Source organism: Alistipes sp. An31A, from assembly GCF_002159425.1.
Lineage (GTDB): Bacteria > Bacteroidota > Bacteroidia > Bacteroidales > Rikenellaceae > Alistipes > Alistipes excrementigallinarum.
Window position 1 is genome coordinate 389,326 of record NZ_NFIO01000001.1, and the last position, 16,651, is coordinate 405,976.

The following is a 16,651-nucleotide window of genomic DNA, read 5'->3' on the forward strand; positions in this document are numbered from 1 at the left end:
TGGCATACATTACCCCCTTTCGGGCATAATTTTGCACAAAAAATCTTCGGACCTTTGCCGACGGAAGATTCGATATGAATCCGCCCTCGAAAAACATCCGGCCATGAGTGTCTGCATCAAATCGTTAATCCGCAATCTGAATCTGGTCGTCGGCTGCACCGTCGGCTGCACCTACTGCTATGCCCGCAACAACTGCCGACGCTTCCACATGACCGACGATTTTTCCGTCCCGGAGTACATGCCCCGCAAGCTCCGCATTCTCGAAAGCCGCGACTCGCGGGTCTTTCTGATGACCGGCATGAGCGACTTCTCGGACTGGCGGTCCGAGTGGAACGCCGAGGTGTTCGAACGCATGGCCCGCAATCCGCAGCACGCCTACCTCTTTCTGACCAAACGTCCCGAGCGGCTCGACCTGCAGACCGACGACGACAACGTCTGGATGGGTGTCACCGTGACATGCGAGGCGGAGAAGGGACGTATCGCCACACTGCGCCAACACGCCCGGGCCCGTCACTACCATGTGACTTTCGAGCCGCTGTTCGGGCCGATCGAAGGGCTCGACCTGACGGGCGTGGAGTGGATCGTCGTCGGCATCGAGACCGGACGCCGCCGCGGCAAGGTCGAAGCCCGGCCCGAATGGGTGAGGGGCATTGTCGCCCAGGCCCGGGCGCAGGGCGTGGCGGTCTTCATGAAGGAGGATCTGTTGCCGATTATGGGTGAGAGCGGCATGATACAAGAGTTACCCGAAGCATTCAAACAAAGAGTATGGAACAGGAACTGATTCGCGACATCGACGTGCAGAGCGTCATGACCCGTTCGTCGCTGCCCGTAGGCGGCTATTCGGTCAATCCCTATGTGGGGTGTCCCCACGCCTGCAAGTATTGCTACGCTTCGTTCATGAAGCGCTTCACGGGCCACACCGAACCGTGGGGCTCGTTTCTCGACGTCAAGCACTGGAGGCCCATCGGCAATCCGCACCGCTTCGACGGCGAACGCATCGTCATCGGCTCGGTGACCGACGGCTACAACCCCTTCGAGGAGCAGTTCCGGCGCACGCGCCGGCTGCTCGAGGAGCTGCGCGGCACGACGGCCGAGATTATGATTTGCACCAAGTCGGACCTTGTGCTGCGCGACCTGGAGCTGTTGCGGGAATTTCCGCGCGTGACGGTCTCGTGGTCGGTCAACACGCTCGATGAGACCTTCCGCGCCGACATGGACCGTGCGGTGAGCATCGAGCGGCGGCTCGAGGCCATGCGGCAGGTCTACGAGGCGGGCATCCGCACCGTCTGCTTCATATCGCCGATTTTCCCGGGCATCACCGACCCGAAGGCCATCATCGAGCGGGTGCGGGAGTATGCCGACCTCGTCTGGCTCGAGAATCTCAACCTGCGCGGGCAGTTCAAGGGGACCATCATGGCCTACATCCGCGAAAAGCACCCCGAACTGGTATCTTTATACGAGGATATCTACAACCGCCGCCGGACAGACTACTGGCAGGCACTCGAGCGGGAGATGGCCGACTATGCTGCCGCAAACGGTATGCCTTACCGGGTGAATGACCTGCCGTACGGCCGCTCCGAAAAGGGGCATCCCGTGGTGGTCAACTACTTCTACCACGAGAAAATCCGCCGCTCTAACCGGTAACAGGCGGAAGCGACACACCCGGGCGAGGTGCGGCAAGACCGGAGGCTGAAGGCAGCCCCGGAACGGCAAGGTGGGCCCGGAACGTGAGGTAAGAACCGGAGCAGGATGCGGCAAGGCTGGCGGCAGGAGGTGTACCGAAACGGCGAGGCAAGAGCCGGAGCGGCAGGCCGCTCACCGGGTCGGAACTGACCTTCTTAGGCAGGTCCTACCCGCGGCGGCCGTACTTGCGCTCGAAGAAGTCCGCATGGCTCTGCCCCCACGCAATCATGGCGTCGATGAGCGGCAGCAGCGAGGCCCCCAGCTCCGTGAGCGAGTACTCCGAGCGTGGAGGGAGCTCGGCATAGATGGTCTTGGCCACCAGCCCGTCCTCGACCAACTCGCGGAGCTGGAGGTCGAGCACGCGGGGCGTCGCCTCGGGCAGCTGACGGTGGAGTTCGCTCGGCCGCAGCGGCCGGTGGCGCAGTTCGTCCAGAATGCAGGACTTCCACTTCGAATCGATAAGGCTCATGGTCAGCCGCAGCGGGCAGTCCAGGTCGACGGGAATCTTTCGTTCGTACATGGTGCGGATGGGTTTGGTCACACAAAGATAGGGATAACTCCCGAAAAGAGGGGTATACCGAAAAAATTTTCGGTACGTGAATCATTTTTCGGTACTTGCGCAGCCGCACGGCGCGTCGTAATTTTGCGGTTGAACGAAAAAACCCTAAAACACCAAGCGTATGAGAGCAAGCATCGAAGAGTACAAGGCCGTCGAGCAGGCGGCCATGAAGTTCGTCAGGAGCGTGGCCGAGGGCGACAGCACGCCGGCCCGCGAGCTGTTCATCGACGAGGCCGTGCTGTTCGGCTATCTGGACGGCCGTCTTGAGCACGGCAGCATCGAGCAGTTCTACCACAACGTCGACACGGTCGCTGCCGGGCAGGAGTTCCGGGCGCGCGTCGACGTCCTCGACGTCGAGGAGACGCTGGCCGTCGTCCGCGTGCTCGAGGAGCGGTGGGGCGGCCGCATCGACTTCACCGACTATCTGCTGATGATGAAGATGGATGGCCGGTGGCGCTGCGTCGCAAAGGCCTACAACCAGAATTCCGATACCATTAAAAAATAACAAGGGAGATACCACCATGAAGATTACGGTCATTACGGGCAGCCCCCGCCGCAAGGGCAACAGCTTTGCCATGACGGAGGCATTCATCCGGGCTGCGGAGCAGCGCGGCCACACCATCGAGCGGTTCGACGCCGCCTTTCTGAAGATTGGCGGCTGCCACGCCTGCATGACGTGCTACAAGACGGGCAAAGCCTGCTCGTTCGACGACGATTTCAACCGCATCGCGCCGGCCATTCTCGAGTCGGAGGCCGTCGTATTCACCATGCCGGTCTACTGGTACTCGATTCCGGCGCAAATCAAGGGGGTCATCGACCGCCTCTTCTCACTGGTGGTGGGCGGCAAGGCGTATGCTGGCAAGAAGTGCGCGCTGATTGCCTGCTGCGAAGAGGAGGAGATGACGGTGTTCGACGGCGTACGGGTACCCATGGAGCGCACGGCCGCCCTGCTCAAGTGGGAGATGGTCGGACAGGTGCTCATCCCCGGCGTGCTGAACGAGGGCGACATCGACCGCACGGAGGGCTGCCGGCAGGCTGCCGCTCTGGCAGAGCGCTTCTGAGCCACACGCCGCAGCCGCTCCGCTATCGCTGTAGAGGCGGGAAGGGCGTCGCGTTCCGGCCCCGCGCAACAGACGCAGCGGAGGTCGCCGCGCTTCGGCCTCGCACAACGGAGGCGGCGGAAGGCGTCGCACGACAACCCCATCGGGACAATCCCGGGCTTGTGAACGAGCCCGGGATTTTTTTGCCCCCGGCGCAGGCAGCGGAAGGACCGTCCGGCCGGAGCTCCGCGTGCCCCGGCGTCCCGGAAGCGGAAAAAATGACGGCGGGATGATGCCCGGCGGCCCGGGAGCGGGGAGGATGGCGGCCCGGAAGCGCGCCTCGGCGGAAGAGAGGGCGCCGTATGCCGTTCAGACCGCCATACGGACCGCTCATCCCCCGAAAAGGCGAGTTCGGAGGATTCTCATCCAGAGGCCGCGGCGCCCGCGCTATTTTTGTACCGTTAAAAACTGTACAAAAAACAATCAATCTTCGCATACCATGTTCCAATCCATCGTCCGCTTTGCGGTCACGAAAAAACTCTTCGTCGGATTGACCACCCTCTTCCTGCTGGCGGGAGGAATCTATTCGATGATGACGCTTCCGGTCGACGCCGTGCCGGACATCACCAACAACCAGGTGCAGATTGTGACCGTCTCCCCCACGCTCGCTCCGCAGGAGGTCGAGCAGCTCATCACCTTCCCCATCGAGGTGGCGATGAGCAACATCATGAACGTCCAGGAGATTCGCTCCGTGTCGCGCTTCGGTCTGTCGGTCGTCACGGTGGTCTTCAAGGAGAGCGTGCCGATTCTCGACGCCCGGCAGCTCATCAACGAACAGATACAGACCGTCGCCGGAGAGATTCCCTCCGAGCTGGGCACCCCCGAGATGATGCCCATCACCACGGGTCTGGGCGAAATCTACCAGTATACGCTCGACGTCGAGCCGGGCTACGAGAAGCGCTACGACGCCATGGAGTTGCGCACCATCCAGGACTGGATTGTCAAGCGCCAGCTGTCGGGCATCCCGGGAATCGTCGAAATCAACAGCTTCGGAGGCTACCTCAAGCAGTATGAGGTGGCCGTCGACCCCGACGCCCTCTACTCGCTCAACATCACCATCGGCGACGTCTTCGAGGCGCTGAGCCGCAACAACGAAAACACGGGCGGCAGCTACATCGAGAAGGTCAACCGCGCCTACTACATCCGCTCCGAGGGTATGATTTCGTCGCTCGACGACATCCGCCGCATCGTGGTGGCCAACCGCGGCGGCATCCCGATTCACGTGAGCGACGTGGGCACCGTGAAGTTCGGCTCGGCCAAGCGCTTCGGCGCCATGACGCGCGACGGCAAGGGCGAGTGTGTCGGCGGCATCGCCATGATGCTCAAGGGGGCCAACGCCAACGTGGTCACCCGCGAGTTGGAGTTGCGCGTGGAGAAAATCCAGAAGATGCTGCCCGAAGGGGTCACCATCAACCCCTATCTGAACCGCTCGGAGCTGGTCAACCGCAACATCTCGACCGTGATTCGCAACCTCATCGAGGGGGCCATCATCGTCTTCATCGTGCTGATGCTCTTCCTGGGCAACGTCCGCGCCGGCCTGATTGTCGCCTCGGTCATCCCGCTGGCGATGCTCTTCGCCTTCATCCTCATGCGCATATTCGGCGTCTCGGCCAACCTGATGAGTCTGGGCGCCATCGACTTCGGTATTGTCGTCGACGGCTCCATCGTCATCGTCGAGGGAATCCTCGCCCACCTCTTCGTGCGGCAGAACCTCGGCCGCACGCTCTCCCGCCGCGAGATGGACGAGCAAATCATCGCCGGTGCCGGCAACGTGGTCCGCTCGGCCACCTTCGCCGTCATCATCATCCTCATCGTCTTCTTCCCGATTCTCACGCTGACGGGCATCGAGGGCAAGTACTTCACCCCGATGGCCAAGACGCTCGTATTCTGCATCATCGGAGCGCTGCTGCTCTCGCTGACCTACGTGCCGATGATGTCGTCGCTCGTACTGCGGCGCCGCATCAGCGACCGTCCGACCTTCGCCGACCGCTTCTTCGCCTGGCTCAACCGCATCTACCAGCGCTGCCTGGCCTTCTGCCTGCGCTTCAGCTGGGGGACCGTCGCCGTGGCCGTGGCGGCCTTCATCGGCAGCCTCATGCTCTTCACGCGGCTCGGTGCGGAGTTCATCCCCACGCTCGACGAGGGTGACTTCGCCATGCAGATGACCCTGCCGGCCGGAAGCTCGCTCACGCGCAGCATCGCCGTCTCGGAGCAGGCCGAGAAGATTCTGATGGAGAACTTCCCCGAAATCAAACACGTCGTGGCCAAAATCGGTACGGCCGAGGTGCCGACCGACCCCATGGCCGTCGAGGATGCCGACGTGATGATTGTCATGAAGCCCTTCGAGGAGTGGACCAGCGCCTCGTCGCGCGCCGAACTGGTCGAGAAGATGAAGGCGGCGCTCGATACGATTCCCGACGTGGAGTTCAACTTCAGCCAGCCCATCCAGCTGCGCTTCAACGAGCTGATGACGGGCGCCAAGGCCGACATCGCCATCAAGCTCTACGGCGAGGACATGGCCGAGCTCTACGACAAGGCGCGCGAGGCGGCCCGCTACGTCGAGCAGGTGCCCGGAGCTTCGGACGTGCTGGTCGAGCAGGCGATGGGTCTGCCGCAGCTCGTAGTGAAGTACAACCGTGCCAAGATTGCCCGCTACGGCATCAACATCGAGGAGCTCAACAGCATCATCCGCTCGGCCTACGCCGGCGAGACGGCCGGTACGGTCTTCGAGAACGAGCGCCGCTTCGACCTGGTCGTACGCCTCGACCAGCGCAAGGTGGCCGACCTGAACCTCGACCGGCTCTTCATCCGCACCTCCGAGGGGATTCAGATTCCGGTGAGCGAGGTGGCCACCATCGACCTGGTGAACGGCCCGCTGCAGATTAACCGCGACGCCACCAAGCGGCGCGTGGTCATCGGCGTGAACGTCCGCGACGCCGACATCCAGCAGGTCGTCGAGTCCATCCGCCAGACGCTCGAACAGCACGTCACGCTCAAGCCGGGCTACTACTTCGAGTACGGCGGTCAGTTCGAGAACCTCCAGAACGCCATCCGCACGCTGCTGGTCGTGATTCCCGTGGCGCTGATGCTCATCCTGCTGCTGCTCTTCTTCGCCTTCAAGAGCGTGACCTACTCGCTGGTGGTCTTCTCGACGGTTCCGCTCTCGATTATCGGCGGCATTCTGGCGCTGTGGCTGCGCGGCCTGCCCTTCAGCATCTCGGCCGGCGTGGGCTTCATCGCGCTCTTCGGTGTAGCTGTATTAAACGGTATTCTGATGATAAACCACTTCAATGCTCTGAGAGAGAGCACCACACATCGTCTCTCGACCGGCTGCGTCATCGCCCGCGGCACGCAGCACCTGCTGCGCCCCGTCTTCCTGACCGGACTGGTCGCCTCGCTGGGCTTCGTGCCCATGGCCGTCGCCACCTCGGCCGGGGCCGAAGTGCAGCGCCCGCTGGCAACGGTCGTCATCGGCGGACTCTTCGTCTCGACGCTGCTCACGCTCTTCGTCGTCCCGGTATTCTACAGGCTGGTGGGCTCGGCTCCGCTGCTGCTGCGCCGTCCCCTGCTGCGCCGCCTGCTTCCCGTGCTGATGCTCCCCGCACTGATGCTGCTGCCGCTCGAAGGACACAGCCAGCAGCGCGTGACGCTCGACGAGGCGGTTGCGATGGCCCTCGAAAACCATCCCCGCCTCAAGTCGGCCGACGCGGCCGTCGAACGGACCCGCGCCATGCGCGGCGAGTCGTGGGAGCTGGCCCCGACGACGGTCGACTACTCCTTCGGACAGCTCAACGGCACGGAGCGCAACGACCGTGAAATCAGCATCACGCAGTCGTTCGGCTCGCTGCTCACCCCCTTCTACAAGAATGCGCTCGTGCGGCGCCAGACCGAAACCGGAGGCCACTACCGCGAGCTCGTGCGGCGCGAGGTTGTCGCCGAGGTCAAGCGCGCCTGGTCCTACTACCTCTACACGCAGGAGCTCTGCCGCCTCTACGCCGACCAGAATGCGCTGGCCGCCGAGCTCTCGCGCACGAGCGAGCTGCGCTACCAGCAGGGCGACATTACCCGCCTCGAGCAGAGCATGACCGCGACGATGGCCGCCGAGATGCGCAACCGTCTCTTCCAGGCGCAGGAGGAGCAGAAGGTCGCCGCCGCACGGCTCCAGTGGGCCTGCTATGCCGATGCGCCGCTCATGCCCTCCGACACGCTGCTGACCCGCTTCGATGCGCCGAAGGAGATTTCGGCCGACCTGCAGCGCAGCTACTTCCAGTCGCAGGTGCGCGAGGCCGAGGCCCGCACGCGGGTCGAGAAGAGCCGCTTCTTCCCCGAGCTCTCGTTCGGATACCAGCGGCAAAACATCCTCCCCGACAAGGGGCTGAACGCCTACGTCATCGGCGCCTCGTTCCCCATCTTCTTCAACACCCGCCGCAGCCGCATCCGCCAGGCCAAGGCCGACGCCTACATCGCCCGCAACGATGCGGCGCTCAACCTGCGCAACGTCGACAACCGCATCACCGAGCTGCAGGCCAACCTGCGCCGCTACGAGGAGAGCCTGCGCTACTACGTCGAATCGGCGCTTCCCGAGGCCGAGACGCTCGTGCGCGCCGCCCGGCTGCAGCTGGCCAACAGCGAGACGACCATCGCCGAATACATCATGAGCCTCAATACGGCGCTCGAAATCCGCCGCGGCTACATCGAGACGCTCAACCAGTACAACATCACCGCACTCGAATACGAACTCTACCGATAAACACATCCAGTCATGAAAAAGATACTTCTTCCCATCGCGGCGCTTCTCTGCGCCTGCTCGTCGGCTCCGACCGCACCGGCCTCGACGGCTGCATCCGAAGCCGCCGCCACCGACAGCATCGCGGCCGCCCCGGCCGAAGAGCCCGCCTCCGAGGTCGACGCCGCATCGGGCGCCACGTCGGTGCCCAACGAACCCACCTTCAACGGCATTCTGGTCCTCCCGCCCCAGAGCCGCGCCACGGTGACGCTGACCATGGGCGGGTCGATTCGCTCCACCACGCTGCTGCCCGGCGCCTACGTCAAGCAGGGCACCGTGCTGGCGACGCTCGAGAATCCCGAGTTCATCGCCCTGCAGCAGTCCTACCTCGACAGCCATGCGCAGTATGAGTTTCTGCGCACCGAGTTCCTGCGCCAGCAGACCCTCGCGCGCGAGGAGGCCTCGTCGCAGAAGCACTTCCAGCAGAGCAAGGCCGAGTACCTCTCGATGCGGAGCCGCATGGATGCCGCCGCAGCCCAGCTCGCACTGCTGGGCGTCGACACGACGCGCCTGCTCGCCGGGGGCATCATCCCCTACCTCGACATCAAGGCCCCCATCAGCGGCTATGCGGCCGACGTGAAGATGAACATCGGCCGCCACTTCGACGTCGGCGAGCCGCTCTGCGAGATTGTCAACAAGAGCGACATGATGCTGCGTCTGACCGCCTACGAGAAGGACCTCGCCAACCTGCGGGCGGGCGACCGGGTCGAGTTCCGCGTCAACGGCATCGAGGGGGAGACCTTCCACGGGGTCATCACCATGGTCGGCCAGCAGGTCAACAACGAGAACCGCTCGATTGACGTCTACGTCCGCATCGAGGGGCAGAATCCGCAATTCCGCCCGGGAATGTACGCCATGGCGCGCATCGCGCGGAAATAATGCTATTTTTGCACCATGAAAGCCTCCGTTCCGTTCAAGAACCGCTATCTGCTCTCCACGCTCCTGGTCTCGGCCGTGGTGGCCGTGCTGATACACTTTCCCGAGGTGCTGTCGCTCTCGGACAGCTTCGAACGGGAGCAGCTCTTCACGGGGATGGAGCCCAAGGATGTCTTCAACGAGATACTCTTCACCTTCATCTCGCTGCTGCTGCTCTTCGGCTTCAATGCGCTCATCTTCCACTTCAACTCGCCGCTGGTGCGGGTGACCGGGTGGAAGACGGTGCTCTCGTTCCTGCTGACGTGGGCGGCGAGCAACCTTCTGGGGCAGCTCTTCGTCTGGCTCCACCACCAGTTCGACATCCCGGCCATCGACGCCATGGTGCACCACTACCTGCACCCGCTGCGCGACTTCATCATGTCGAGCATCGTCTCGGGCAGCAACTACATCTTCCACCTCATCGTGCGGCAGCAGCGCATCGTCGTCGAGAACGAGGAGCTGCGCACCGAGAGCCTGCGCCACCAGTTCGAGTCGCTCAAGGAGCAGCTCAACCCCCACATGCTCTTCAACTCGCTCAACACGCTCCAGTCGCTGATTCGCGAGTCGCCCGCCCGGGCGCTCGACTACACGCAGGAGCTCTCGCGCGTGCTGCGCTACACGCTCCAGGACAACGACCGGCAGAGCGTGACGCTGGACGAGGAGATGCAGTTCGCCGAGGCCTACATCTACCTGATGAAGATGCGCTACGAGGAGAATCTGCGCTTCGAGGTGGAGATTGACGAGTCCACAAGGGGGATGCTGCTGCCGCCCATGTCGGTGCAGCTGCTCGTCGAGAACGCCATCAAGCACAACGAAATCAGCAACCGCAATCCGCTCACCATCACCATCCGCACCGAGGGCCGGACGCTGCTCGTCGAGAACCGCATCCAGCCCAAGCGGCAGGCTCCGGCCGGCCCCGGCATCGGGCTCGACAATCTGGCCAAGCGTTATCTGCTGCTCTGGCAGAAGGAGATAGGGATTACGGCCGACCGGGGGCTCTTCTGCGTAAGGCTTCCCCTGCAACAACCCGACAAGAACCATGAAAGCGTTAATCATTGAGGATGAAAAGGCGGCCGTGCGCAACCTGCAGGCCCTTCTGAAGGAGGTCGCTCCCAGCACCGAGGTCATCGACACGCTGGACAGCGTCACGGAGAGCGTCGCCTGGTTCGAGAGCCACGCGGCGCCCGACGTCGTCTTCATGGACATCCATCTGGCCGACGGCTCGGCCTTCGAGATTTTCGAACACGTGCGCATCGCCAGCCCCGTTATCTTCACCACGGCCTACGACGAGTATGCGCTGCGGGCCTTCAAGGTCAACAGCATCGACTACCTGCTCAAGCCCATCGGCGCGGCCGACCTCCGACGGGCGCTCGACAAGCTGGAGACGCTGCACGGCGCAGCCGGTGCCGGCGCGTCGGCCGCATCGGGCGAGTCGCTTGCCGAACTTATCCGCGGCCTGCAGCGGCAGGGCCACTACAAGAGCCACTTCCTGATTCCCTGCAAGGGGGACAAGCTGCTGCCGCTGGCCGTCGAGCAGGTGCAGTACTTCTGCATCGCCGACGGGGTGACGAAGGCCGTCGTAAGCGACCGCGAGCGCTACGTGCTTCCCAACACGCTCGACGAGCTGACCGACAGCCTCGACCCGGCGCGCTTCTTCCGCGTCAACCGGCAGTACCTCATCTCGCGCGGCGCCGTGCAGGACATCGATCTGTGGTTCAACAACCGGCTGGCCATCAACCTCAAGGTGCCGACCGACGGCAAGATTCTGGTCAGCAAGCTCCGCGTCAACGACTTCAAGAACTGGTTCTCGGGCTCGTGACGGCGCCCGGCGCAGGCGGAAAACGGCCCCTGTCGCTCCGTCGCACAACACCGCCCCGCTACCCTGCCATCCAGCAGCCCCGTTCCCTCTACCCCGCGGCCACGCCACGCAATAACCTGAGCCGCCCGGCAGGCCCTCCCCGCAGCCGGCAAAACGTCGGGCAACACGCAACGAAACGCCCCGTGACGAGTATCCGTCACGGGGCGTTTCATTCGATGCGCCGGGAGGGGGCTACATCCGGTTGGTGAGGTCCTTGACCAGCTCACCGTCGAAGAGGTGCAGCACGCGGTGGGCAAAGGTCGAGTCGTACTGCGAGTGGGTTACCATGATGACGGTCGTACCTTCGCGGTTCAGCTCCGAGAGGAGCTCCATCACCTCGCGGCCGTTCTTCGAGTCGAGGTTACCGGTGGGCTCGTCGGCCAGAATCAGCTTGGGGTTCGAGACCAGGGCGCGGGCAATGGCCACGCGCTGCTGCTGACCGCCGGAGAGTTGCTGCGGGAAGTGCTCGGCGCGGTGCGAGATGTTCATGCGGCTCAGCATCTCGTTGACGCGGCGCTTGCGCTCCGAGGCCTTCACGCGCAGATAAATCAGCGGCAGCTCGACGTTCTCGAAGACGTTCAGCTCATCGATGAGGTTGAACGACTGGAAGACGAAGCCGATGTTGCCCTTGCGGTAGCGCGTGCGCTCCTTCTCGCGCAGCGTCGCCACCTCACGGCCCAGGAGCTGGTAGCTGCCCGAGGTGGGGTTGTCGAGCAGCCCCAGGATGTTGAGCAGCGTCGACTTGCCGCAGCCCGAGGGGCCCATGATGGCGACAAACTCGCCTTCGTTGACTTCGAACGACACGCCGTTCAGGGCGATGGTCTCAATCTCTTCGGTTCGGAAAATCTTGTGGAGATTCTCCACTTTCAACATAGCCATAACAGATATTTTTTAGTTTAGTTAAGTTTTACGATTTCGGGGTTTGTATTCCGCCTATTCGGACTTGACCGATTCGGCGGGGTTCTCGTTGGCCGTACGCCACGAGCAGAAGGTCACCGTGGCAGCCGTAACGAGGAGCACCGCGGCGAGCGCCGCCACGGGAATCCACACCGTGAAGGGGGCGCGGTAGGCGAACGAGGCCATCCAGCGGTTGACAATCCAGAGGCTCAGCGGCAGGGCGATGACGAAGCAGATGACGACCATCCAGAGGTAGCGGCGGTTGAAGAGGCGGAGCACCTCGCCGGTGGTGGCCCCCATCACCTTGCGCACGGCCACCTCGCGGCGGCGGTACTGCGTCTCGAACAGCACGATGCCGAAGACACCCATCAGGGCGATGACCACGGCCAGCACCGTGAAGAGCCCGACGACCGTCGCCAGACGCCGCTCCTTCGCATATTCGAAGCCCAGCTCCTCCTCGAAGGTGCGAATCTCGATATCGCCCGGCGTCAGATGCGGGTCGGCCTCGGCGATGCACTGCCGCATGTAGTCGGCCACCTCCGCGACGTTGGCCTCGGGACGGTAGCGCAGGTAGAGGACCCGCGATGAGCGCTGCGACCACTTATCGGGAACGACATAGAAGACGAAGGGGATGATGCTGTACTGCATCGGCCGGAAGTTGAAGTCGGCGCAGACACCCACGAGCGGGTCCGTATCCAGGAATCCGCCGATTACGTCGTTCAGCTCGAGTTTGTATTCGTCGCGGGCCGTCTCGTTGCAAATCAGCATGCCGGTCTCCTTATGCTCGTCCGATTCGAGGAAATCGCGGCCGTCGACAATGGGGATACCCATCATCTTGAGGAAGTTCCACCGCACGATATAGGCCTGCAGGGCGATAGCTTCATCCTTGTACCGGCGGCCCCATCCCATGCGGCTTACATTCACCAGCTGTCCTTCAGCCGCCGTGACGTCGACCACGCGCGGGTCGGCCAGCAGCCGGCTGCGCAGGGCGTCATAGCCCTGTGCCGCCTTTCCGGAGAGCTGTGCAGCCATCAGGTTGCGGCGGTCGAAGCCCATATCCTGCTGCAGCATGAAGTTGTGCTGGCGGAGGATGAATCCCGTGGCGATGATGAGCCCCATCGAGATGGTGAACTGGAAGCCCAGCAGCAGCGTGCGCAGCCGCCGGCCGCCGGCCGTACCGGAGAAGGCCCCCTTGACCACCATGGCGGGCGGGAACGAGGTGATGTACCATGCCGGATAGAGGCTCGCCACAAGGGCCATGACCAGCGCCACGACGAGCAGGATGCCGATGACCGGGAGGTTCTGCGCCAGGTCGAGCGGTGCGGAGATATAGCTGGCCAGCTCGGTGCCCTGGATGGCGAAGGAGAGGTACCAGGCCAGCAGCAGGGCGATGAGGACCAGCCCCACGGCCTCGAAGACGAAGCTGAAGCGCAGCGAGGAGTTCGGGGCGCCGAAGACCTTGAAGGTGTTGACCGTACGGATGCGGACGGGCACCAGCGCCAGGAAGAAGTTGACGAAGTTGATGAAGGCCAGCGCAATGACCAGCAGGGCGATACCCAGCAGCGTGTAGGTCGTCACGAGCGACCCCTGCGCGCACGGCACGCGGCTGTCGGGCTCGAAGTAGAGGTCGCGGATGCACGACAGACGAACGGGGGCCGTGTCGAGGTGCCCATCCTCGTTCGCCGCGCTGGGATTCATCTCTATGAAGAATTTTTCCCATCCATCGGCTATCGCTCCGGGGTCGGCTCCGGGCTGGAGCCGGACGTAGTAGTTGTAGCTCCACTCCGAAGGGTCGTCGAGCGACTTATCGCCCAAATCCATGACCATGTGGCACCTGCCCATCAACGAGTTCTGGGGGAAATCCTCGAAGATGGCCACAACCTCACGGGCGTTCTCGGCCGAAGGCTGGTCGATGTTGCACCAGAGCATGTCGCCGACGCCGACACCGAGCTGTTCGGCCGTCGAGCGCGAAATGATGACGCTCTGCGCCCGTTTCAACTCGTGAACGTCGCCCGCAACAGGCTTAAAGTCGAAGACATCGAGCAACGGCAGCGAGATGGAGCCCGCATAGATGTTGTTGAAGCGGTCGTAACCCATCTTCGAGGCATTCTCGCGCAGCACGGTCATGGGGCCGAAGCCGCCCCAGGAGCAGCCGCCGGCCTCGACGGCCGAGGTCGAGGAGATGAGCCGCTCGGAGAGAGGCCTGCTGAGCCATGCCTGCCACCTGCCCGGAGTGTACCAGTCGGTGGACTCGACCAGATAGATGCGCTCCGAATCAGGAAGCGTGCGGTTGTAGGTGAGCTCCCAGCGCACCTGCGCCAGGATGATGTAGCAGGCCGTAAAGGCGAGCGTCAGACCCACGATGTTGAGCAGCGACGAAGCCTTGTATCGCCGCAACGTGGTGAGGAAGTTTCTCAATGCGATTTTCATATACAGCGGTATTTTGATTATTCAGTTTTCACGCAGTCGGCGGGATTCTCGTTGGCCGTGCGCCACGAGCAGAAGGTGACGGTGGCAACCGTGACGGCAAGCACCACGACATAGGCCGCGGCGAAGAGCCACCAGTGCAGCGGCACGCGGTAGGCAAACGCACCCAGCCAGCGGTCGACGGCCCAGTAGCCCACCGGCGCGGCGATGAGGAAGCAGACCGTAACGAGCAGGACGTAGCGGCGGTTGAAGAGGCGGAGCACCTCCTGCGTGGTGGCGCCCATCACCTTGCGGATGGCCACCTCGCGGCGGCGGTGCTGCGTCTCGAAGAGCACGATGCCGAAGACCCCCATCAGGGCGATGACAACGGCCAGCACCGTGAAGAGCCCCACGATGGTCGTAATGCGCCGCTCGCGGGCGTACTGGGCATTGATATCCTCGTCCAGGAAGCGAATCTCGAGCGGTTCGCAATCGGGGTCGAGACGTTTGACGCACCTCCGGATATGGTCGCAGACCGCTTCGAAATCGGCTCCGGCGGCCATGCGCACAAAGAAATACTCCATGTCGCCCGGGATGGTCACGAAGGCGAACGGTGCGACGGGATACTGCAGCGGCCGGAAGTGGAAATCGGGACAGATGCCGACCACATTGCCGTCGTCGAGCCGGAATCCGAGCCCGGCACCCTTTCGGGCGAGCAGGTCGTTGACGATGTAGTGCAGCGTCGTGTCGCGGTCGTATCCGGGCTTGAAGTCTTCGCCGGCGATGACCGGAATGCCCAGCACGTCGAGGAAGTTGCTGCGCACCGGACGCACGTGAATCATCACCTCTTCGCCGGCGACCTCCCGGCCCCAGAGCGAGAGGTTTCCGGCGACGAGCGGGCCCTGGCCCGCGGTAACGCCGACAATCTGCGGATTCTGCTCGAGGGCCGAGGCAAACTCTTCGAAGCGGTCGGCACGGACCAGTCGCTGCGAAGCGGTCCGGAAGGTCAACACCCGCTCGTGGTTGAATCCCAGGTCGTAGCGGCGGACGTAACGCTGCTGCAGGAGCGTAAAGGCCGAGAAGACAATCAGCGCGATGGAGATGGTGAACTGCACGCCGAGCAGCGCCGTGCGGAAGCGGCGTCCGGCCGTCGAACCGACGAACGACCCTTTGGCGGCCATCGCCGGGTTAAACGAGGTGATGTACCACGCCGGGAAGCTGCCGGCGACGAGCGCCGCAACGAGCGAGATGCCCAGCGAGATGGCCAGCACCGGGAGGTTGTCGCCCAGAGCGAGCGAGCTGCTGACATACGACGCGAACTCGGAGCCCTTCAGCGCCACGGCGACATACCAGGCGCAGAGCTGAGCGATGAGGACGAATCCGAGGGCCTCGACCAGAAAGTTGAAGCGCAGCGAGCGGGTCGGGGCGCCGAAGACCTTGAAGATGTTGACCGCCCGCAGCCGCACGGGGACGAGGGCGAAGAAGAAGTTGACGAAGTTAATCAGCGCAATGAGGATGACGAGCACCGCCACGCTCAGCAGCGCGTAGGTCAGCGTCGTGGAGCCGCCGGGGAAGGTGCCCATGCCGTCGAAGACCCGACGGTCGAAATAGATTCCATCGAGCGGCACGAGCAGGCAGTCGCACGGGTCCTCCATCTCCTCCTCGGTCAGCTCCTCGCCCCAGATGGGGGCCATGCGCTCCATGTAGTCGCGGTAGTTCTTCCGGTGAATCTGCTCCCAGCGGCGGGCCAGGACGTCGGGGTCGGCCCCCGCATGCAGGCGGACGAAGTAGCAGTCGTTCCAGTAGGAGGGGGTCATGTCCCGGTCGCCGACATCGGTCACGGCGACGATGTGCGCGAAGGAGCTGTTCGCGGGGAAATCCTCGTAGAGGGCCACCACCTCGTGCTGCGTATCGACACGTTTCTCCTCTTGGTCGCCGAGCCAGAGGATGTCGCCTGCATGCACGCCGAGCCGCGCGGCCTGCGAGCGCGAGAGGGCGATGCTGTTGGGCTGACTGAGCGCTGCGAGATTCCCCTCGACGGTGCGCAGCCCCACGGTCTCGAGAAAACCCTTCGAGACGGTGTTGAGCGACATCCGGAAACGGAGGAACTCGCCGTGGCGCTTTACCCACACGGGTTGGTCCCAGCGCCAGGGGCGAATGCAGCCGCCGGCCTCAATCTCGGGTGAGCCGGCGATGAGCTGTTCGCCGTCGGGACGTGTCGAGCAGATTGAGTATCCCGTTTCGTCGAACGGCGAGCGGGGGGCCACCAGATAGATGCGTTCGGCCTCGGGGATGGCGCGGTTGAAGGTGAGCTCCCAGCGCACCTGCACCAGAATGACGTAGAAGGCCGTGAAGGCAAGCGTCAGTCCGACGATGTTGAGCAGCGACGAAGCCTTGTAGCGCCGCAGCGTGGTGAGGAAGTTATGAAGGGCGATTTTCATGGAAAA

The 16,651-nt window shown here is 63.4% G+C and carries 12 protein-coding genes; 8 read left to right on the forward strand and 4 right to left on the reverse strand.

Features of this window, described 5'->3' with window-relative positions; genetic code table 11:
- The first annotated feature begins 103 nt into the window (after positions 1 to 103).
- Positions 104 to 781 carry a radical SAM mobile pair protein A gene (locus B5F90_RS01725; protein ID WP_087360481.1) on the forward strand — a complete coding sequence of 226 codons (678 nt, stop codon included), beginning with the start codon at positions 104 to 106 and terminating at the stop codon, positions 779 to 781.
- A complete protein-coding gene (locus B5F90_RS01730) occupies positions 766 to 1,644 on the forward strand; it encodes a radical SAM mobile pair protein B (protein WP_087360484.1) in 879 nt (292 codons plus the stop codon). Before B5F90_RS01725 ends, B5F90_RS01730 begins: the two co-directional genes overlap by 16 nt.
- A 205-nt stretch (positions 1,645 to 1,849) precedes the next feature.
- Here B5F90_RS01730 and B5F90_RS01735 read toward each other — a convergent pair whose 3' ends face one another.
- The gene (locus tag B5F90_RS01735) at positions 1,850 to 2,203 is read right to left on the reverse strand and encodes a helix-turn-helix domain-containing protein (RefSeq protein WP_087360487.1); all 354 of its coding nucleotides are present in this window, start codon (positions 2,201 to 2,203) and stop codon (positions 1,850 to 1,852) included.
- A 160-nt stretch (positions 2,204 to 2,363) separates the two neighbouring features.
- Here B5F90_RS01735 and B5F90_RS01740 point away from each other — a divergent pair, with 160 nt between their 5' ends.
- The 6 genes from B5F90_RS01740 (at position 2,364) to B5F90_RS01765 (ending at position 10,862) form a co-directional block, all read left to right on the forward strand.
- On the forward strand, positions 2,364 to 2,747 hold the full coding sequence (locus B5F90_RS01740) for a nuclear transport factor 2 family protein (protein ID WP_087360671.1): 384 nt from the start codon (positions 2,364 to 2,366) through the stop codon (positions 2,745 to 2,747).
- Positions 2,748 to 2,763: 16 nt separating this feature from the next.
- Entirely contained in the window at positions 2,764 to 3,303 is a 540-nt protein-coding gene (locus tag B5F90_RS01745) for a flavodoxin family protein (protein WP_204229517.1), read from the forward strand.
- 478 nt (positions 3,304 to 3,781) lie between these two features.
- Complete coding sequence (locus B5F90_RS01750; protein ID WP_087360493.1) at positions 3,782 to 8,092, forward strand: CusA/CzcA family heavy metal efflux RND transporter; 4,311 nt, start codon at positions 3,782 to 3,784, stop codon at positions 8,090 to 8,092.
- Between the two features lie 12 nt (positions 8,093 to 8,104).
- A complete protein-coding gene (locus B5F90_RS01755; protein WP_087360496.1) occupies positions 8,105 to 9,007 on the forward strand; it encodes an efflux RND transporter periplasmic adaptor subunit in 903 nt (300 codons plus the stop codon).
- A gap of 15 nt (positions 9,008 to 9,022) precedes the next feature.
- Positions 9,023 to 10,102 (forward strand): histidine kinase, encoded by a 1,080-nt coding sequence (locus B5F90_RS01760; RefSeq protein ID WP_087360499.1) that lies wholly within the window; start codon positions 9,023 to 9,025, stop codon positions 10,100 to 10,102.
- Positions 10,083 to 10,862: a LytTR family DNA-binding domain-containing protein gene (locus B5F90_RS01765; RefSeq protein ID WP_087360502.1), complete on the forward strand. Its 780-nt coding sequence runs from the start codon at positions 10,083 to 10,085 to the stop codon at positions 10,860 to 10,862. The genes B5F90_RS01760 and B5F90_RS01765 overlap by 20 nt, the downstream gene beginning before the upstream one ends.
- A gap of 231 nt (positions 10,863 to 11,093) precedes the next feature.
- Here B5F90_RS01765 and B5F90_RS01770 read toward each other — a convergent pair whose 3' ends face one another.
- The 3 genes from B5F90_RS01770 to B5F90_RS01780 are packed head-to-tail and all read right to left on the reverse strand — an operon-like array spanning position 11,094 to position 16,645.
- Positions 11,094 to 11,774 (reverse strand): ABC transporter ATP-binding protein, encoded by a 681-nt coding sequence (locus tag B5F90_RS01770; RefSeq protein WP_087360505.1) that lies wholly within the window; start codon positions 11,772 to 11,774, stop codon positions 11,094 to 11,096.
- 60 nt (positions 11,775 to 11,834) lie between these two features.
- Positions 11,835 to 14,228, reverse strand: coding sequence for an ABC transporter permease (locus tag B5F90_RS01775; RefSeq protein WP_087360508.1), 2,394 nt, complete (start codon positions 14,226 to 14,228; stop codon positions 11,835 to 11,837).
- Between the two features lie 17 nt (positions 14,229 to 14,245).
- A complete protein-coding gene (locus B5F90_RS01780) occupies positions 14,246 to 16,645 on the reverse strand; it encodes an ABC transporter permease (protein ID WP_087360511.1) in 2,400 nt (799 codons plus the stop codon).
- Positions 16,646 to 16,651: the final 6 nt, after the last annotated feature.